The sequence below is a fragment of the Stenotrophomonas sp. YJH_SMC_82 genome (assembly GCF_059368875.1).
Genome location: NZ_JCAFSE010000001.1, coordinates 824,690 through 844,440, shown reverse-complemented (window position 1 = coordinate 844,440; position 19,751 = coordinate 824,690). Strand labels below are relative to the sequence as shown.

Here is a 19,751-nt window from a genome sequence, read left to right as displayed (position 1 = left end):
CACCCGCGGTAGTGCCGGCCGCTGGCCGACAACTTCAACAGCAACGCCGAAAACGGGTTTCCCGCGGATGGCAGGGAAGAGCTCTCTGTAGAGTCGAGCCATGCTCGACTCACGCGCGCAGCGCGAACGGCAGCCGAGCATGGGCTCGGCTCTACAGTAGATCCACGCCATGCGGGGATGAGCGTCCCGGGGATGGGGTCAGAGGCCTTTGCTGTGCAAAGGGGCCTGACCCCGCCACTTACGCCGAGGCGTAGCGCACGGCGGTGCCAATCCAGCGCTGCACCACGCGATCGGCCAACGCGGGCTGCTGGGCCAGCAGCCGCTCGGCCAGGTCATGCACGCCGGGCAGCAGGCCGGCATCGCGGGCCAGGTCTGCAATGCGGAAACCGGCCAGGCCGGTCTGGCGGGTGCCCAGCAGTTCGCCGGGGCCGCGCAGTTCCAGATCCTTCTCGGCGATGACGAAACCATCGTTGGTTTCGCGCATGGTCTGCAGGCGCTCACGCGCCATCTGCGAAAGCGGAGCCTGGTACAGCAGCACGCAGCGCGATACCGCCGAACCACGCCCCACGCGGCCGCGCAGCTGGTGCAGCTGGGCCAGGCCGAGGCGTTCGGCGTTCTCGATCACCATCAACGAAGCATTGGGTACGTCCACGCCCACTTCGATGACCGTGGTCGCGACCAGCAGGTCGATCTCGCCGGTCTTGAACGCCACCATCGTCGCCAGCTTTTCGGCGGCTTTCAGGCGTCCGTGCACCAGCCCCACGCGAACGCCGGGCAGCAGTGCCTGCAGCGATTCGTAGGTGGCCTGCGCCGGGGTGGCATCCAGTTCTTCGCTTTCCTCGATGAGCGTGCACACCCAGTACACCTGCCGCCCTTCCTCGCAGGCCAGCGCGATGCGCTCGATCAGTTCCGGGCGACGGTCATTATTGAGGGCGACGGTCTGCACCGGCGTGCGTCCCGGTGGCAGTTCATCGATGGCCGACACATCCAGGTCCGCGTACTCGGACATCGCCAGCGTGCGCGGAATCGGCGTGGCGGTCATCACCAGCTGGTGCGGCACGCTGTTGCCGCCCGCGCCCTTGTCGCGCAGCGCCAAGCGCTGGTGCACGCCGAAGCGGTGCTGTTCGTCGACGATGGCCAAGGCCAGATCCTGGAACACCACCGCCTCCTGCATCAGCGCGTGGGTACCGACCACCACCTGCGCTTCGCCACTGGCGACCTGCTCCATCACCTTGGCGCGCGCCTTGCCGGTGACCTTGCCGGCCAGCCAGGCGATACGCACACCGAGCGGCTCCAGCCAGCCGCGCAGGTTGTTGAGATGCTGTTCGGCCAGCAGTTCGGTGGGCGCTGCCAATGCGACCTGCTTGCCCTGCTCCACCGCCAGCATCGCCGCCAGTGCGGCCACCACGGTCTTGCCGGAACCGACGTCGCCCTGCACCAGCCGCAGCATCGGGCTGGGGCGCGCGAGGTCTTCACGGATCTGCTTGAACACGCGCGCCTGCGCGCCGGTGAGCGCGAACGGCAGCTGCTTCAGCAGCGCCTTGGCCAGCTTGCCAGGACCAGCCAGCGGCGGCGCATGGTGTGCCTGCAAGGCAATGCGCTGGCGACGCAGGCTGAGGTGGTGGGCCAGCAGTTCTTCCATCGCCAGGCGGCGCTGCGCCGGGTGGGTGCCGGCGGCCAGCGCGGCGAGGTCGGCATCCGGCGGTGGCCGGTGCACGGTCAGCAGCGCGCTGCGCAGCGACGGCAGGCCCAGGCCATCGAGCCAACCGCTGGGCAGCAGTTCCAGCGTGCTCTCCTCGGGCAGGCGATCCAGGGCCTGGCCGATCAGCTTGCGCATCGTCATCGGGCCCACGCCTTCGACGGTGGGATACACCGGGTCGAGGCGGTCGCCGAGTTCGGGATCATCGTTGCGGCCCAGCACCTGGTAGCTGGGATGGACGATTTCCAGGCCGAGGTGGCCGGGCTTGGGCGTGCCGAAGCAGCGCAGCCGGTTGCCGACCGCGAACTGGCCGACCTGCTGCTGGCGGAAATGGAAGAAGCGCAGCACCAGGGTGCCCTGCCCTTCGTCCTCCACCGCGACCTTCAGCATCGGTCGATAGCGCATGCCGCGCTCGACCGCGACCACCCGCCCTTCCACCTGCGCCGGCACGCCGTTGCGCAGGTCTTCGATGCGGGTCAGCCGGGTCCGGTCTTCATAGCGCAGGGGCAGGTGAAGCCAGAGATCCTGCAGGGTGGCCAGGCCACGCGCCTGCAGTTTGGCGGCCACGGCCGGACCGACGCCGGCGAGCATCGCCAAGGATGCTTCGCCGGACGGTGACAGGACCGGGGTGACCGCCGCCTTGCGTGCCACGTGGTGGTCAGTCGATGACCATCACCGCGTCGACCTCGAAGCTGGCGCCCTTCGGCAGGCCGGAGACTTCGATGGTGGAACGGGCCGGGTACGGGGCCTGGAAGTAGTCCTGCATGACCGCGTTGACCTTGGCGAACTCGCCCAGGTCGGTCAGGTACAGGCCCAGACGCACGACCTTGTCCAGCGAGCCGCCGGCGGCTTCGGCCACGGCCTTGAGGTTGTCGAAGGCGCGACGGGCCTGCGCTTCGACGTCGCCAGCGCCGACGATGTCGCCGGTGGCCGGGTCAAGCGGGATCTGGCCGGAGAAGTACACGGTGTTGCCGGCGCGCACGGCCTGCGAGTACGGGCCGATGGCGGCGGGGGCCTTTTCGGTGTTGATGATCTGGCGGGACATGGGTCGCTCCGGTGCTTTGGGGGAAAACAGAGCGGTGATTGTACCGGGTGGGCGCGGCATCGGCTGGGGGTCGGATCCGTTTCCCGGCGGGAAACGGATCCGACCCCGTATGTCGTGTGCGCGGAACGTCATCCACGCATGGCGTGGACCTACTGCCGGCGTACCGACTGCACGACCGACAGGCGGCGCAGGCGGCGCATCACTTCGGCCAGGTGGTTGCGGTCGCGCACCTGGATGTTGAACGCCAGCACGGCGGCGTTGAAATCGCGATCCAGGTAGTCCACGCGCTCGATGTTGGAGTGGCTCTGCGCGATGGCAGCGGCCAGCTGTGCCAGCACGCCGGTGCCGTTCTCCACTTCCACCACCAGCGAGGTGTCGTAGTCGCCGGAGACGGTGGTGTCCCAGCCGATCGGCACCCAGCGCTCGGGCGACTTGCGCAGCTCGGCCAGGTTCGGGCAGTCCATGCGGTGCACCACGATGCCCTTGCCGGCGGTGTGGTAGCCCATGATCTCGTCGCCGGGAATCGGCTGGCAGCAGCCGGCGAAGGTGACCACGCCACGCTCGCTGCCGTTGATCAGGATCTTTTCCTGCGAGTGGTGGCGCGAATGCGGGCCACCACGCAGTTCGGCGTAGGCCATCAGCGCCTGCGCGGCCTGGGTCGGCATCCAGTTGCCCAGTGCGACCTCGGCCAGCAGGGCTTCCAGGCGCGGGAAGCGGTGTTCGGCCAGGAACGCATCCAGGCGCCCCTTCGGCAGCCGCTCCAGCGACGAATCCATCGCTTCCAGCGCACGGTCGAGCATGCGGTGGCCCAGCTGCACGGCATCCTCGTGCTCCAGCTGCTTGAGCTGGTGGCGGATGGCGGTGCGCGCCTTGCTGGTAACCACGAATTCCAGCCACTGCGGTTTCGGCGTGGCCGAGCGTGCGGTGATGATCTCCACCGACTGGCCCGACACCAGCTTGGTGCGCAGTGGCACCAGTTTCTTGTCCACGCGCGAGGCCACCGCCATGTTGCCGACGTCGGTATGCACGGCGTAGGCGAAATCGAGCGCGGTGGAATTGCGCGGCAGGGCCAGGATCTTGCCCTTCGGGGTGAACAGGTAGACCTCGTCCGGGAACAGGTCGACCTTGACGTTGTCCAGGAACTCCAGCGAGGAACCGGCGGCACGCTGCGAGTCGATCAGCTCGACGATCCACGCGTGGGCACGGCTCTGTGCGCTGTTGGGCGAATCGCCGCCGAACTTGTAGGTCCAGTGCGCGGCCACGCCGCGTTCGGCGATCAGGTCCATTTCCTCGGTACGGATCTGCACTTCGATCGGCGAGCCATACGGCCCGAACAGCACCGTGTGCAGCGACTGGTAACCGTTGGCCTTGGGAATGGCGATGAAGTCGCGGAAACGGCCATCCAGCGGCTTGAAGGTGGCATGCACCGAACCCAGCGCGTGGTAGCAGCTGGGCACGCTGCGCACGACCAGGCGGAAGCCGAACACATCCATCACCTGGTCGAAGGATTTGTTCTCGTCGCGCATCTTGTTGTAGATGCTCCACGGGGTCTTGATGCGGCTGATCAGCCGATGCTCGATCCCCTCCTTGGCCAGGCGCTGCGACAGCTGCACTTCCACCTGCGCCATCGCCTCGCGACGCACCACCGGCTGGCTGCGGATGTGTTTCTCGATGATGGCGTGGCGCCACGGGTACAGCGCCTTGAAACCGAGGTTCTGCAGCTCGCTCTTGACCAGGCTCATGCCCAGGCGCTGGGCGATGGGCGCGTAGATCTCCAGCGTCTCGCGGGCGATGCGGCCGCGCGCTTCGCGGCTCTGCGCACCCAGCGTACGCATGTTGTGCAGGCGGTCGGCCAGCTTGATCATGATCACGCGCAGGTCGCGCGACATCGCCAGCAGCATCTTGCGGAAGCTCTCGGCGGCCGCCTCCTGGCGGTCGCGGAACTTCAGCTTGTCCAGCTTGGTGACGCCGTCGACCAGTTCGGCCACGGCTTCGCCGAACTCGGCGGCCAGCGCCTCGCGGGTCAGCGGCGTGTCTTCGATGGTGTCGTGCAGGATCGCGGCGATCAGCGCTTCCACGTCCAGGCCGAGCTCGGCCAGCACCTGGGCCACCGCCACCGGGTGGGTGATATAGGGCTCACCCGACTTGCGCGTCTGCCCAGCGTGCGCGGAGGCTCCGACTTCCCAGGCACGGCGCAACAGCGGCAGCTGTTCCGGCGGCAGGTAATGGGCGGCGCGTTCAAGCTGGAGGACGTAGTCGGGTACGGCGGCAGTGGGGGCTGCGGCGACCTTGGCAGTGGGGCCTGGGTTCATGCCCGCAGCCTATTCCAGCGCGACGTTTACGGCAAATCCTGAATGCGAAACAGCCCGCACGGGGCGGGCTGTTCGGTGTATCCAACGATTACGTTGATCGATGCGATCAATCGTCGTTCTTGGACATGTCTTCGTCAGCGACCACTTCGGCGGCAGCCCACTCCAGCGCTTCGCGCTCGGCGCGCTCACGCTCGGCCTTCTCGACTTCGTCGATCAGCGCGTTGTCGATCTTGCGGGCGGCGATTTCGCGCAGCGCCAGCACGGTCGGCTTGTCCTCGGTCTCGCTGTTGTCCAGCGTGGCCTGCACGCCGTTGGCGAGCTGGCGGGCACGCTTGGATGCCATCATGACCAGTTCGAAACGGTTGTTAACGACTTCCAGGCAATCTTCTACGGTGATGCGGGCCATACGGGCTCCCGGCGACCGGTCGGCCGCTCAGTCGAATGAGGGAAAGGGGACGGAGTGTACTGGCAGGGGCTGGACAAAATCAAGCCAACCCCTACCCGATTCTTTTGGAATCAGTCAGTTGCGCCCGGATCGGGAGTCAGCAGGGCCTGGATCAGGCCGGCGTGGCGGACCTTCTGGGCCTCCCGGCGCAGGCGGCTGGCGGTGAAGATGGCGCACAACTCGTCCACGGCGGTGTCGAACACCTCGTTGACGATGACGTAGTCGAACTCGTTGAAGTGCAGCATTTCATCGCGCGCCGCGCCCAGGCGCTGGGCGATGACCGCCTCGCTGTCCTGGCCGCGCTTGCGCATGCGATCCTGCAGGGCCTGCCTGGACGGCGGCAGGATGAACACGGTGACCGTGCCCGGCACCAGCTGGCGCACCTGCTGCGCGCCCTGCCAGTCGATTTCCAGCAGCACGTCCTGGCCGGCGGCCAGCTGCGGCTCCACCGACTGCCGGGCCGTGCCCTTCCAGTCGCCGTGCACCCACGCATGCTCGAAGAAGTCGCCGGCGGCGATCATTTCTTCGAACCTTTCCGCAGAGACGAAATGGTAGTGCTGGCCGTTCACTTCCCCCGGGCGCATCGCGCGCGAGGTGAAGGAGATCGACAGCGCGATCTGCGGGTCACGCGCCAGGGTGGCATTGACGATGCTGCTCTTGCCGGCGCCGGAGGGGGCGGCAACGATGTACAGCGTGCCGCGCGCAACGGCGTCCGACGGCTTCGACGGGGCGCTCATGCGCGGAACCCAACTGGTTGATTTCGCAAAATTTTTCCTCGGTGTTCCAGATCCGGCGCGGAGGATCGCGCCAGGACGGCGGGGGCTGCGCGGAACATCCTGGAACCAGGCCCGGCAGACGCTTCCCCGGGGGGCGGGCACGCAACTTTACCAGAGCGGCCCCGTTGCGCGCCCGCCCCGCCGGCGCCGGGCCTTGTGCCACATGGGCGTGCGGGGGCCTGTGCTATAACCGGGCCGTACCCAACGACAGCCCGGAGGCCCGTGCCTCCCCGCCATCCCAGGAGAACGGCATGCCATCGATGAGCCGCCGCCAGTTCCTGAAAGTGACCGGGACAACCCTGGTCGGCTCCAGCCTGGCATTGATGGGCTTCGCGCCCGGCGTCGCGCTCGCAGAGGTCAGGCAGTACAAGCTGACCCGCGCGACCGAGACCCGCAACACCTGTACCTACTGTTCGGTGGCCTGCGGCATCCTGATGTACAGCCTCGGCGACGGCGCCAAGAACGCCGAGCCGAGCATCTTCCATATCGAGGGTGACCCGGACCATCCGGTCAACCGCGGCACGCTGTGCCCGAAGGGCGCCGGCCTGGCCGACATCATCCACAGCAAGTCGCGCCTGCTCTACCCCGAGTACCGGGCACCGGGCTCCAACGAGTGGAAGCGGCTGAGCTGGGACGATGCGCTGGACCGCATCGCGCGGCTGATGAAGGAAGACCGCGATGCCAACTTCGTGCAGAAGAACGAAGCCGGGCAGACGGTCAACCGCTGGCTGACCACCGGCATGCTGGCGGCCTCGGCCACCAGCAATGAAACCGCGGTGCTGACCCACAAGGTCGTCCGCTCCCTTGGCATGCTGGCATTCGACAACCAGGCACGTGTCTGACACGGCCCGACGGTGGCAGGTCTTGCCCCGACGCTAGGCCGTGGTGCGATGACGAACCACTGGGTCGACATCAAGAATGCCGACCTGATCCTGATCATGGGTGGCAATGCCGCCGAGGCACACCCGTGCGGATTCAAATGGGTGACCGAGGCCAAGGCCCACAACAAGGCCCGGCTGATCGTGGTCGATCCGCGCTTCAACCGCTCGGCCGCGGTGGCCGACGTGTACGCACCGATCCGCACCGGTACCGATATCGTGTTCCTGGGCGGCCTGATCAACTACCTGCTGACCGAGGACCGCATCCAGCACGAGTACGTGCTGAACTACACCGACATGCCGTTCCTGGTGAAGGACGAATTCGCCTTCAAGGACGGCCTGTATTCGGGTTACAACGAAGAGAAGCGCAGCTACGACCGTTCCAGCTGGGACTACGCCTACGGTGACGACGGCTACGTACGCAGCGACCCGACGCTGAAGGACCCGCGCTGCGTCTACAACCTGCTGAAACAACACTACGCGCGCTACACCGTGGAGATGGTCGAGCGCATCTGCGGCACGCCGGCCGACAGCATCCGCCAGATCTGGGACATGATCGCGTCCACCGCCGGCAAGGACAAGGCGATGACCATCCTGTACGCGCTGGGATGGACGCAGCACTCGATCGGCGCACAGAACGTGCGTGCCGGCACCATGGTGCAGCTGCTGCTGGGCAACATCGGCGTGGCCGGTGGCGGCATGAACGCGCTGCGCGGGCATTCCAATATCCAGGGCCTGACCGACATCGGCCTGATGTCCGACCTGCTGCCCGGCTACCTGACGCTGCCGAGGCAGGACGAGCAGGACTACGACGCCTACATCGCCAAGCGCACGCAGAAGCCGCTGCGCGCCAACCAGATGTCGTTCTGGCAGAACTATCCGAAGTTCCACGTCAGCCTGATGAAATCGTGGTGGGGCGATGCCGCCACCGCCGACAACAACTGGTGCTTCGATTACCTGCCCAAGCTCGACAAGCCGTACGACATGCTGCAGGCGTACGAGCTGATGAACGAGGGCAAGATCCACGGCTACATCTGCCAGGGTTTCAACCCGCTGGCCTCGGCGCCTAACAAGGGCAAGCTGATCAGCGCGTTCTCCAAGCTGAAGTTCATGGTCAGCATGGACCCGCTGGAAACCGAGACCATCGCCTTCTGGCAGAACCACGGCGCGTTGAACGACGTCGACCCGAGCACGATCCAGACCGAAGTATTCCGCCTGCCTACCACGTCCTTCGCCGAGGAGAACGGCGCGGTGGTGAACTCCTCGCGCTGGCTGCAGTGGCACTGGAAGGGCGCCAATCCGCCGGGTGAAGCGCGCAGCGACATCGAGATCATGTCCGAGCTGTTCCATCGCATCAAGGCGATGTACGAGAAGGACGGCGGTGCGTGGTGGGAGCCGGTGCGCGACCTGGCCTGGAAGTATTCCAACCCGGAGCTGCCGACGCCGGAAGAGCTGGCGATGGAATACAACGGCAAGGCGCTGGCCGACGTGTTCGATCCGAAGGATCCGACCAGGCTGGTGCGCAAGGCCGGCGAGCAGCTGGCCGCATTCGGCGACCTGCGCGACGATGGCAGCACCGCGTCGGGCTGCTGGATCTACATCGGTGCCTGGGGCCCGACCGGCAACATGATGGCGCGGCGTGACAACAGCGACCCCACCGGCATCGGCAACACGCTGGGCTGGGCCTGGGCGTGGCCGGCCAATCGCCGCGTGATGTACAACCGCGCGTCGTGCGACGTGGCCGGCCAGCCGTTCGACCCGCGCCGCACGCTGCTGGCCTGGAACGGCAAGAACTGGGGCAGCGTGGACGTACCGGACTTCAAGGCCGACGAAGATCCCGCCGGCGGGATGGGCCCGTTCATCATGAACCCGGAAGGCATCGCCCGCTTCTTCGCCAAGGCCGGCATGGCCGAAGGGCCGTTCCCGGAGCACTACGAGCCATTCGACACGCCACTGCGCAGCAATCCGCTCAGCCCCGGCCAGGCACTGACGCTGAACAACCCGGCCGCCCGCGTATTCGCCAGCGATCGCGCACAGATCGGTTCGCCGGACGAGTTCCCGCATGTGGCCACCACCTACCGCCTGACCGAGCACTTCCACTTCTGGACCAAGCACGGCAAGTTGAACGCCATCATCCAGCCCGAGCAGTTCGTCGAGATCGGCGCGGCCTTGGCCGACGAGCTGGGCATCAGCAACGGCAGCCGCGTGCGGGTCAGTTCCAAGCGTGGCCACATCGAAGCGGTGGCGATGGTGACCAAGCGCATCAAGGCCCTGCAGATCGATGGCCGGACCGTGCACCAGGTGGGCGTGCCGATCCACTGGGGCTTCCTCGGTGCGGCCAAGCCCGGATACATCGCCAATACGCTGACCAACGCCATCGGTGACGGCAACTCGCAGACGCCCGAATCGAAGTGCATCCTGGTCAAGGTCGAGAAGGTGTAGGAGACACGCCATGTCACTGCAATCGCTGGACATCATCCGCCGCTCGGCCACCACCACGCCCTCGCCGGAAGCGCGCGGTGCGCACACCGGCCAGGTCGCCAAGCTGATCGATGTGAGCAAATGCATCGGCTGCAAGGCCTGCCAGGTCGCCTGCATGGAATGGAACGACCTGCGCGACGAGGTCGGCAGCTGCGTTGGCAGCTATGACAACCCGCCCGACCTGAGCGACCAGTCGTGGACGGTGATGAAGTTCCGCGAGTACGAGGACGAGAAGGGCAAGCTGGAGTGGCTGATCCGCAAGGAGGGCTGCATGCACTGCAGCGACCCGGGCTGCCTGAAGGCCTGCCCGTCGCCGGGCGCGATCATCCAGTACGCCAACGGCATCGTCGACTTCCAGGAAGAGAACTGCATCGGCTGCGGCTACTGCGTGACCGGTTGCCCGTTCGACGTGCCGCGCATTTCCAAGAAGGACCACAAGGCCTACAAGTGCACGCTTTGCTCGGACCGGGTGGCGGTGGGCCAGGAACCGGCCTGCGTGAAGACCTGCCCGACCGGGGCGATCACCTTCGGCAGCAAGCAGGCGATGACCGAGCACGCGGCCGGCCGCGTGGAAGACCTGAAATCGCGCGGCTACGGGAACGCCGGCCTGTACGACCCGCAGGGCGTGGGTGGCACCCACGTGATGTACGTGCTGCAGCATGTGGACAAGCCTGAGCTGTACGCCGACCTGCCCAAGGACCCGCGGATCAGCCCGATGGTGGAAGTCTGGAAGGGCGTGGCCAAGCCGCTGGGCGTGCTGGCGATCGCCGCCACCGCCTTCGCCGGCTTCCTGCATTACATCGGCATCGGCCGCAACACGGTCAATGACGAGGAAGAAGAGGAAGCCGAACACGAGGCGAAGAAGATCGAAGAGGAGCAGCGGCCATGAAGTACGCCCCGCACCCGCGGCAGATCATCCGCTACCGCGCGCCGACCCGCATCAATCACTGGATCGTGGCGATCTGCTTCGTGCTGACGGCGCTGTCCGGGCTGGCACTGTTCCATCCCGCGCTGTTTCCGCTGACCCAGCTGTTCGGTGGCGGCCCGTGGACGCGCATCCTGCATCCATTCATCGGGCTGGTCATGGTGGTCGGCTTTGCGTTTCTGGCGTTCCGCATGTGGCGCGACAATCTGCCGACGGCCGACGATCGCGCATGGATGCGCGGCATGCGCGATGTGCTGCGCAACGAGGATGAGAGGCTGCCGCCGGTGGGCCGCTTCAATGCCGGCCAGAAGCTCCTGTTCTGGGCGATCATTGGTTGCCTGTCGGCACTGCTGCTGACCGGCTTCGTGATCTGGCGGCAATACTTCAGCCATCTCTTCCCGATCGGGCTGATCCGCTTCTCGGTGCTGGCCCATGCGTTGTTCGGTTGGGTGCTGGTGTGCGCGATCGTGGTGCACATCTATGCGGCGCTCTGGATCAAGGGCTCGGTGCGGGCGATGACCCAGGGCAAGGTGACCTATGGGTGGGCGTACAAGCACCACCGGCAGTGGTTCCGGGACATCCTGCGCGGACGTCGGGAAGAGGGGTAACGGCAGGGCCTGCGGCCCTGCACCTGCAGAGGCGCCTTCGACAGTTCCCCGGTGCTTTTGGTAGGTGTCGACCTTGGTCGACACGATGAACACGGCAACAACCGATGGGGTCAGATCCGTTTTTCCTGTGGAAAACGGATCTGACCCCGACCATTTCAAATGGCCTACAGTGCGCTGGACGCCAGCGCTGACAACGGCGAGGATGGAGGCTGGTTCTTCTGGCTGGCCCTGCATGGCGCAACGCATCCTTGAACCCGGTGAGATCGAGACGCTCGCCTCGCGCGACGTGCCGCGCATCATCCTGCCTGATACCGGGTCGCTGTTCGCCACACGCGCGGCGCGCCTGCGCAGCCTGGCCGCGCACAGCGCCATCGGCGGTTACCTGCAGCTGCTGGCGGCATTGGCCGATGCACAGCAGGCGCTGCTGGAGGAATTGACACCCCAGCAACGCGAGGCGCTGCAGGACCACGCGCGCGCGCAGCAGTCCAGCGCGGCCGCCAGTGCCGGCATGCCGTTGCGGCCCGCCAACACACTTCATCTGGACGGGCGCTGGCGCGACTGGCTGCGCACGCTGTGCCGGCACTGCGCCGACGAAGCGGGGCTACCGGCGGAAACACGGCAGGAATTGCTGCGCGTCGCCGCCGCCGACGACACCTGGCTGGATGCGCAGGCCCACGCCGTGCTGGAACGCGCTGACGCGCCCCCGGTCGACGCGGTCGCTGCGCTGCTGGTGATGAATGCGTTGCAGGTGTATTGGGCAGTACTGGCGGCCAGCTTCCGCCCCAGCGACCTGAAGCCGCTGGCCGATGCGCCAGGGCTGTGCCCGCTGTGCGGCACCCTGCCGGTGACCAGCATGGTGCAGGCCCGCCCGCCCTATGCCGCCTACCGCTACCTGTCGTGCTCGTTGTGCGCCTGCCAGTGGCACTACGTGCGCGTGCAGTGCAGCCAGTGTGGCGCCGCTGGCAAGGACATCGCCTATCGCGCCCTGGCTGATGCCGACGGCGATACCGGCCAGGCGGTGCGCGAGAGCGCGGTACGTGCAGAAACCTGCGACCACTGCCACAGCTACCGCAAGATCCTGTATCTGGAAAAAGATCCGTCGCTGGAACCGGTGGCTGATGACCTTGGCACGCTGGCGCTGGACCTGCTGCTGGGCGAGGAAGGCTATGCACGCGCCAGCCAGAATCCGCTGCTGTGGCAATCCGACGGCGAGTGAGGCGATGACAGCCACGCCCCCCACCCCGGCATCGGCTTCCGCGCTGCCCTCGCTGGACCGGTTGCTGCGCCTGCCTGCCTTGGCAACACTGATCGAGGGCCACGGCCGCAGCCGCATCACCCAGTTGCTGCGCGTACATCTGCAGGCGCTGCGTGAGCGCATCAGTGCCACGCAGCTCTCGGCCGAGCAGTTGCATCAGGCCATTGAAGGCCCGGCACTGGTCGCGGCGCTTGATGCCGCACTCATCGCCGATGCACGGCTGAACCTGCAGCCGATGTTCAACCTGACCGGCACCGTGCTGCATACCAACCTGGGTCGCGCCCTGCTGCCCGAGTCCGCGGTGCAGGCCGTCACCCGCGCGATGGCCGCACCGGTTGACCTGGAATTCGACATCACCCGCGGCCGCCGCGGCGACCGCGATGCACGGGTGCAGGCGCTGGTCTGCGAGCTGACCGGCGCCGAAGCCGCCACCGTGGTCAACAACAATGCGGCGGCGGTCCTGCTGCTGCTCAACAGCCTGGCCAACCGCCGCGAGGTGGTGGTGTCGCGCGGCGAACTGGTGGAAATCGGCGGTGCCTTCCGCATTCCCGATGTGATGCGCAGTGCCGGCGCGCGGCTGCTGGAAGTGGGCACCACCAACCGCACCCACCCGGCCGACTTCGCCCATGCCATCGGCCCGCGCACCGTACTGCTGATGGAGGTGCACGCCAGCAACTACGCGATCACCGGCTTCACCGCCAAGGTCGACACCGCGGCGATGGCAGCGATCGCGCACGACCATGGCCTGCCGTTGGTGGTGGACCTGGGCAGCGGCAGCCTGTGCGACCTGGCGGCCTTCGGCCTGCCACACGAGCCGACCGTGCAGGAAACACTGGCGGCCGGTGCCGACCTGGTCTCGTTCAGTGGCGACAAGCTGCTGGGTGGGCCGCAGGCCGGCATCATCGCCGGCCGCGCCGACCTGATCGCGCGGATCAACCGCAACCCGCTCAAGCGTGCGCTGCGCATGGACAAGATGGGCCTGGCCGCGCTGGAGGCGGTACTGGCGCTGTACCGCGAGCCGGAGCTGCTGGCGCAACGGCTGCCGACACTGCGTACGCTCTCGCGCACGCAGCAGGACATGGATGCGCAGGCCCAGCGCCTGCTGCCGCCGCTGCGCTCGGCGCTGCCGACCGGCTACATGCTTGAACAGGCACGGATGCACAGCCAGATCGGCAGTGGTGCGCAGCCACAGGCGCAGCTCGGCAGTGCCGGCCTGCGCATCACCACTGCGCAACGTGGCGGCCTGGACCGCCTGGCCAAGCGCCTGCGCCAGCTGCCGCGACCGGTGCTGGGCCGCATCGGCGAGGACGCATTGTGGCTGGACCTGCGTTGCCTGGAACCGGCCGACGAAGCGGACTTCCTCGCCCAATGGAGCACGCTGCAACCATGATCGTCGGCACCGCCGGGCATATCGACCATGGCAAGACGCGCCTGGTGCGGGCACTGACCGGCATCGAAACCGATCGCCTGCAGGAAGAACGCACGCGCGGCATCTCCATTGAACTGGGCTATGCCTATGTCCCGGTGGAAAGCGCGAACGGCACAGGCCCCGCCGCGATGCTGGGTTTCGTCGATGTGCCGGGTCATGAGCGCTTCGTCCACACGATGGTGGCCGGCGCCACCGGTATCGATGTCGCCCTGCTGGTCGTCGCCGCCGACGACGGCGTGATGCCGCAGACCCGCGAGCATCTGGCGATCCTGCAGCTGCTGGGCGTGGATCGCGGCGCGGTGGCGCTGACCAAGATCGACCGCGTGGACGCCGCGCGCATCGCCCGGGTCGAGATCGAGATTGCCGCTTTGCTGGCCGGAACGCCGCTGCAGGGTTCCCCCGTGTTCGCCTGCAACAGCACGTCCCCCGATGACGCAGGCATCAACGCCTTGCGCGCCCACCTGCACGCATGGGCCGCCGGCGAGGCCAACGCGCGCCAGGCCGCGCTGCGCAGCGAGCTGTTCCGCATGCCGGTGGACCGCGTGTTCTCGCTGGCCGGCCACGGCACATTGGTGACCGGCGCGGTACATGGCGGCGGCGTCACGGTGGGCGAGCACCTGCAACTGATGCCCGCCGCCACCGATGTGCGCATACGCAGCATCCACGCGCAGAACCAGGCCAGTGACCACGCCATGGCCGGACAGCGCTGCGCGTTGAACCTGGCCGCCATCGCCCGCGACGAGATTCATCGTGGCGACTGGATTGCCGACCCGCGCGCGCTGCTGGCCACCACCCGCGTCGATGTGCGCCTGCGCCTGTCCGCACGGGCAGCACCACTGCGTGACTGGGCACCCCTGCACATCCACTGGGGCACGATGCACCGGCAGGCCCATGTGGTGCTGCTGGAGGACCGTGACCAAGGTGATGGGCAGTTGGTGCAGCTGGTGTTCGATGCACCGGTCTGTGCGATGTGTGGTGAACGCTTCATCGCCCGCGATTCCGCCGCGACCCACACGCTGGGCGGTGGCGTCGTGCTCGACCCGGACCCGCCACAGCGGCGCCGGCGCAGCCCGGCACGGCTCGCCTGGCTGGGCGCACTGGAGCAGCTGGCCACAGGTGCGGGAATCGGCCCGCTGTTGCAGCAGGCGCCCTTCGGCATTGCCATGGCCGCGCTGCAACGCTACTGCCGGCGCGCGGCCGACCGGATCGATCTTCCTGCAGACGCACAGCGCATCATCACCCGCGAGGACACGGTGGTCATCCTTGCCTCGCACTGGCAGGTGCTGCACGAGCAGGTGATCACATCGCTGCGTAGCTGGCATGAGCGACGCCCGGACGAACCCGGTGTCGACAGCGGGCGCCTGCAACGCAGCACCCTGCCCGCGCTTGCGACGGGGCTCTGGAATGCGCTGCTGCAGGACCTGCTGGACGACGGCAGCGTGCAACGCGTGGGCGCCTGGTGGCGCCTGCCCGGCCATGACCATGCGCCACCGGAACGCGAGCGCCTGCTGCTGGAACGCGTGCTGCCGCAACTGCACGCCGGTGGCTTCGATCCGCCGTGGGTGCGTACTCTGGCCGCCGACTTCGGACTGACCGAAGACGATGTCCGCGCCGTCCTGCGCCGCGCCGCCGCACGTGGCGAACTGTTCCAGGTGGTGCCGGACCTGTTCTATGCACCCGCGCGCATTGCGGAACTCGCCGCGATGGTCGCGCAGCTGTCACAGGCCAGCGGCGCGGTGGATGCGGCGGCCTTCCGCGATGCCATCGGCCTGGGCCGCAAACGCAGCATCCAGATCTTGGAGTTCTTCAATCGCGTTGGCTACACTCGACGCGTCGGTGACCAGCATCGGCCGCGCGGCGACCTGCAGTGGAACGCAGCCCGCGACTGAGCCCACCGGTACCGCCGTACTTTCGGAAGGCATGCGCATCCGGGCATGCGGCTGGGCTTCAAACCCAGTAGGGGGCGTCGATCGTTCCCTGGTAGGTTCGACTCCTGCTGCCTTCCGCCATTCGTGTTTCCGCAGGAGATGTCGGCATGGCCACGCACGCGCAGTCACCCGCTCCATCCACGGCCGATGCCACGCGACGACTGACCTCTCTCGCGCATGGCGGCGGCTGCGGCTGCAAGATCGCGCCGGGCGTGCTGAGCGAACTGCTGCGCGGCGTTCCAGCACTTCCCGCACCGGCCGAATTGCTGGTTGGCCGCGAGACCAGCGACGACGCCGCGGTGTACCGCCTCGATGACCGGCAGGCAATCGTGGCCACCACCGATTTCTTCATGCCCATTGTCGACGACCCGTTCGACTTCGGCCGCGTTGCCGCCACCAACGCGCTGTCGGACCTGTACGCGATGGGCGCGCGGCCGCTGTTCGCGCTGGCCATCGTCGGCATGCCGATCAACACCCTGCCGCAGGACACCATCCGCGGCATCCTGCAAGGTGGCGAACGCGCCTGCGCCGATGCCGGCATCGTGGTGGCCGGCGGTCACAGCATTGACTCGGTGGAACCGATCTACGGCCTGGCCGCGATCGGCGTGCTCGACCCGCAACGGCTCAAGCGCAATGCCGATGCCCGCGCCGGCGATGTGCTGGTGCTGGGCAAGCCGTTGGGCGTGGGCGTGTACTCGTCGGCGCTGAAGAAAGAAGTGCTGGATGCAGAGGGCTACCGGCAGATGATCGCGTCGACCACCCGCCTGAACAGCGTGGGCGTGCCGCTGGCTGCGCTGGACGGCGTGCACGCGATGACCGACGTCACCGGCTTCGGCCTGCTCGGCCACCTGCTGGAAGTGTGCCGCGCCAGCGGCGTCGCTGCCGAAGTGGACAGTGCACAGGTGCCGCTGCTGCCGCAGGCGCTGGAGCTGCTGCAGCGCGGCTGCGTGACCGGCGCCTCCGCCCGCAACTGGGCCTCGTACGGCGCCGAAGTGCGCTTCGCCGAGCGCTTGGCCGGCCACTGGCAGCCACTGCTGACCGATCCGCAGACGAGTGGCGGGCTGTTGGTGTCCTGCACCCCGGAGGCAGTGAATGCGGTGCTGGCCTGCTTCCACGACGCAGGGTTCGGCCAAGCCGCCGTGGTCGGGCGATTGGGTGAAGGAGCGCCGGGCGTCAGCGTGCGCTGATGCGCTGGAACGACAAGGGCGCCCGAAGGCGCCCCTGCTGTATCGCTGGATGCAACATCATTCGATGTTCTGCACCTGCTCGCGGATCTGGTCGATCAGCACCTTCAGCTCCACCGCGGCATTGGACGTGCGGCTGTCCACCGACTTCGAGCCCAGCGTATTGGCTTCGCGGTTGAACTCCTGCAGCAGGAAGTCCAGGCGGCGGCCGACCGGCTCGCGCTGCTTGAGCACGCGGCGGATCTCGACGATATGGCTGCCGAGCCGGTCCAGCTCTTCATCCACGTCCAGCTTCTGCAGCCACAGGACCAGCTCCTGCTCCGCACGGCCCGGGTCGACCGGGTGCGGCAGGTCAGCCAGACGGGCGGCCAGCTTGGCGCGCTGGCCGTCGCGAATGGCCGGAATCAAGGTGCGCACTTCGGTGGCGATGCGTTCGATGCCGTCCACGCGTTCGCTGATGGCCGCAGCCAGCTTGCCGCCTTCGCGCTCACGCGCTTCGACGAAGCCGTCCAGCACCTGGTCCAGCAGGGCCAGCGCCTCGACCTGCAGGGCGGCGGCATCCGTGGCCTCGCCGCGGGTCACGCCCGGCAGCTGCAGCAGATCGGTGAAGCTGACCTGCAGGTTCGGGAAATCGGAGGTCAGGCGGTGGGCCAGGCGGCCCAGCTGGCCCAGCAGGGCCTCGTCCACCTGCAGGTTGGCAGCCGCCTCCGGCGCGCGCAGGCGCATCACCAGATCCAGCTTGCCGCGGCTCAGGCGCGCGGCGATACGCTCGCGCAGCTGCGGTTCGAGCGCCCGCAGTTCCTCGGGCAGGCGGGTGCCGACCTCCAGGAAGCGGTGGTTGACCGAGCGCAGCTCGCAGCCCAGCGTGCCCCACGGGGTGACCCGCTCGCCGCCGGCATAGGCGGTCATGCTTCGAATCATGGAATGTGTCCGGTGCGTGCAAAGGGGGAATGGTACCCTAGCGCCCTCACCAGAGCCCCCTTGCCCGCCCCGTGAAGGCCGCGGGCATGGCGGCGTACTCCCTCGCCATTACGGAACCCGCACCATGTCCGACTCCCGCCCCAGCGGCCGCCAGCCCGACCAGCTCCGCCCGGTCGTCATCCAACGCGGCTTCACCCGCCACGCCGAAGGTTCGGTGCTGGTGTGCTTCGGTGAAACCCGCGTGCTGTGCACCGCCAGCGTCGAGAACCGCGTGCCGGGCTTCCTGCGCGGCAAGGGCGAAGGCTGGGTCACCGCCGAGTACGGCATGCTGCCGCGCGCCACCCATACCCGCAGCGACCGCGAAGCGGCCCGTGGCAAGCAGGGCGGTCGCACGCTGGAGATCCAGCGCCTGATCGGCCGCAGCCTGCGTGCCTGCGTGGACCGCAATGCGCTGGGCGAACGCACCATCACCCTCGACTGCGACGTGCTGCAGGCCGACGGTGGCACCCGCACCGCCGCCGTCACCGGCGCCTATGTGGCCCTGGTCGATGCGGTGAACGTGCTGATGAAGCGTGGCGACATCAAGCGCAACCCGGTCCTGGGCGCAGTTGCAGCAGTATCGGTGGGCGTGTACCGCGGCACCCCGGTGCTGGACCTGGACTACGCCGAAGACAGCGACTGCGACACCGACATGAACGTGGTGATGAACGACGGTGGCGGCTTCATCGAGCTGCAGGGCACCGCCGAAGGCCACGCCTTCCGTCGCGATGAACTGGACGCGCTGCTGGGCCTGGCCGAAAAGGGCGTGGCCGAGCTGCTGGCCGCGCAGCAGGCGGCGCTGTCGGCATGAACCGTCGTCTTGCCCTGACCACCCTGGTGGTTGCCGACTATGACGAAGCCATTGCCTGGTACACCGGCAAGCTCGGCTTCGCACTGTTGGAGGACATCGACCAGGGCCACAAGCGCTGGGTGGTGGTCGGCCCCACCGACGGCAGCGCCGCCGCCCTGCTGCTGGCCCGTGCCAGCGACGAGGCGCAGCGCAGCCGCATCGGCAACCAGACCGGTGGCCGCGTCGCCTTCTTCCTCAACACCGACGACTTCCACCGCGACCACGCGGCGATGCTGGCCGCCGGCGTCGAGTTCCTGGAAGCACCGCGCGAAGAACCCTATGCAACGGTCGCGGTATTCCGCGACCTGTATGGCAACACCTGGGACCTGTTGGAGCCCCGTCAATGAAGAAACTGGTATTGGCCAGCCACAATGCCGGCAAGCTGGTGGAGATGCAGGAGATCCTCGCCGACCTGCCGCTGCAGATCACCTCGGCCGCCGAGCTGGGCCTGGGCGACGTGGAAGAGACCGGCCTGACCTTCGTCGAGAACGCGCTGCTGAAGGCACGCGCCGCCTGCGAAGCGACCGGCCTGCCGGCGCTGGCCGATGATTCCGGCCTGATCGTCGATGCCCTGGGTGGTGCACCGGGCCTGTACAGCGCGCGCTATGCCGGCCACCCGACCAACGCCGCTGCCAACAACGCCAAGCTGCTGGACGCGATGGCCGGTATTCCCGATGGCCAGCGCAGTGCCCGCTTCTATGCGGTGATCGTGCTGCTGCGCCACGCCACCGACCCGCAGCCGCTGATCTGCGAAGGCCGCTGGGAAGGGCAGATCATCCGTGAGCTGCGTGGCACGAATGGTTTCGGCTACAACCCGGTGTTCCTGGACACCACCCACGGCCTGACCGCCGCGGAAATGGAGCCGGCGTTGAAGAACGCCATCAGCCACCGTGCCGTTGCCCTGCAGCAGCTCAAGCAACAGCTGGCGACGCTGTACTGACGCCCGACCTGATCGAACCAGGGAAGCCGGCCAACG

Annotated in this window: 16 protein-coding genes and 1 tRNA gene; 11 read left to right on the top strand and 6 right to left on the bottom strand. The window is 67.6% G+C overall.

Annotation, left to right across the window (positions count from 1 at the left end; all coding sequences use genetic code 11):
* Positions 1-238: 238 nt before the first annotated feature.
* The 5 genes from recG to gmk all read right to left on the bottom strand — a co-directional run bounded on the left by recG (position 239) and on the right by gmk (position 6,238).
* Complete coding sequence (gene recG, locus AC5P53_RS03805) at positions 239-2,350, bottom strand: ATP-dependent DNA helicase RecG (protein WP_046432316.1); 2,112 nt, start codon at positions 2,348-2,350, stop codon at positions 239-241.
* A 7-nt stretch (positions 2,351-2,357) separates the two neighbouring features.
* Positions 2,358-2,744, bottom strand: a complete 387-nt coding sequence (locus AC5P53_RS03800) for a RidA family protein (RefSeq protein WP_005418954.1) — start codon at positions 2,742-2,744, stop codon at positions 2,358-2,360.
* Between the two features lie 149 nt (positions 2,745-2,893).
* Positions 2,894-5,056 (bottom strand): RelA/SpoT family protein, encoded by a 2,163-nt coding sequence (locus AC5P53_RS03795; protein WP_005418955.1) that lies wholly within the window; start codon positions 5,054-5,056, stop codon positions 2,894-2,896.
* Between the two features lie 106 nt (positions 5,057-5,162).
* On the bottom strand, positions 5,163-5,462 hold the full coding sequence (gene rpoZ, locus AC5P53_RS03790) for a DNA-directed RNA polymerase subunit omega (RefSeq protein WP_005410877.1): 300 nt from the start codon (positions 5,460-5,462) through the stop codon (positions 5,163-5,165).
* Positions 5,463-5,572: 110 nt separating this feature from the next.
* Positions 5,573-6,238 carry a guanylate kinase gene (gene gmk, locus AC5P53_RS03785; RefSeq protein ID WP_014648271.1) on the bottom strand — a complete coding sequence of 222 codons (666 nt, stop codon included), beginning with the start codon at positions 6,236-6,238 and terminating at the stop codon, positions 5,573-5,575.
* A 290-nt stretch (positions 6,239-6,528) separates the two neighbouring features.
* Here gmk and fdnG point away from each other — a divergent pair, with 290 nt between their 5' ends.
* The 8 genes from fdnG (at position 6,529) to selD (ending at position 16,968) form a co-directional block, all read left to right on the top strand.
* A complete protein-coding gene (fdnG, locus tag AC5P53_RS03780; protein WP_241887077.1) occupies positions 6,529-9,597 on the top strand; it encodes a formate dehydrogenase-N subunit alpha in 3,069 nt (1,022 codons plus the stop codon).
* Between the two features lie 10 nt (positions 9,598-9,607).
* Positions 9,608-10,525, top strand: coding sequence for a formate dehydrogenase subunit beta (gene fdxH, locus AC5P53_RS03775; protein ID WP_014648273.1), 918 nt, complete (start codon positions 9,608-9,610; stop codon positions 10,523-10,525).
* The gene (locus tag AC5P53_RS03770; protein ID WP_241887078.1) at positions 10,522-11,169 is read left to right on the top strand and encodes a formate dehydrogenase subunit gamma; all 648 of its coding nucleotides are present in this window, start codon (positions 10,522-10,524) and stop codon (positions 11,167-11,169) included. Before fdxH ends, AC5P53_RS03770 begins: the two co-directional genes overlap by 4 nt.
* Before the next feature lie 232 nt (positions 11,170-11,401).
* Entirely contained in the window at positions 11,402-12,385 is a 984-nt protein-coding gene (gene fdhE / locus AC5P53_RS03765; protein ID WP_241887079.1) for a formate dehydrogenase accessory protein FdhE, read from the top strand.
* Positions 12,386-12,389: 4 nt separating this feature from the next.
* Positions 12,390-13,814 (top strand): L-seryl-tRNA(Sec) selenium transferase, encoded by a 1,425-nt coding sequence (selA, locus tag AC5P53_RS03760; RefSeq protein ID WP_495227121.1) that lies wholly within the window; start codon positions 12,390-12,392, stop codon positions 13,812-13,814.
* The gene (gene selB / locus AC5P53_RS03755) at positions 13,811-15,742 is read left to right on the top strand and encodes a selenocysteine-specific translation elongation factor (RefSeq protein ID WP_241887080.1); all 1,932 of its coding nucleotides are present in this window, start codon (positions 13,811-13,813) and stop codon (positions 15,740-15,742) included. Before selA ends, selB begins: the two co-directional genes overlap by 4 nt.
* Before the next feature lie 24 nt (positions 15,743-15,766).
* Positions 15,767-15,862: transfer RNA gene (locus tag AC5P53_RS03750), tRNA-Sec, on the top strand.
* Between the two features lie 26 nt (positions 15,863-15,888).
* Entirely contained in the window at positions 15,889-16,968 is a 1,080-nt protein-coding gene (gene selD / locus AC5P53_RS03745; RefSeq protein WP_241887081.1) for a selenide, water dikinase SelD, read from the top strand.
* Positions 16,969-17,025: 57 nt separating this feature from the next.
* On the opposite strand, the gene AC5P53_RS03740 is transcribed toward selD, so the two are convergent.
* Complete coding sequence (locus tag AC5P53_RS03740) at positions 17,026-17,886, bottom strand: YicC/YloC family endoribonuclease (protein WP_005410888.1); 861 nt, start codon at positions 17,884-17,886, stop codon at positions 17,026-17,028.
* A gap of 124 nt (positions 17,887-18,010) precedes the next feature.
* On the opposite strand from AC5P53_RS03740, the gene rph reads away from it, so the two are divergent.
* The 3 genes from rph to rdgB are packed head-to-tail and all read left to right on the top strand — an operon-like array spanning position 18,011 to position 19,715.
* The gene (gene rph, locus AC5P53_RS03735; protein WP_495227119.1) at positions 18,011-18,736 is read left to right on the top strand and encodes a ribonuclease PH; all 726 of its coding nucleotides are present in this window, start codon (positions 18,011-18,013) and stop codon (positions 18,734-18,736) included.
* Entirely contained in the window at positions 18,733-19,122 is a 390-nt protein-coding gene (locus tag AC5P53_RS03730) for a VOC family protein (protein WP_005418968.1), read from the top strand. Before rph ends, AC5P53_RS03730 begins: the two co-directional genes overlap by 4 nt.
* Entirely contained in the window at positions 19,119-19,715 is a 597-nt protein-coding gene (rdgB, locus tag AC5P53_RS03725; protein ID WP_134809243.1) for an RdgB/HAM1 family non-canonical purine NTP pyrophosphatase, read from the top strand. The genes AC5P53_RS03730 and rdgB overlap by 4 nt, the downstream gene beginning before the upstream one ends.
* The last annotated feature ends 36 nt before the right edge of the window (positions 19,716-19,751 follow it).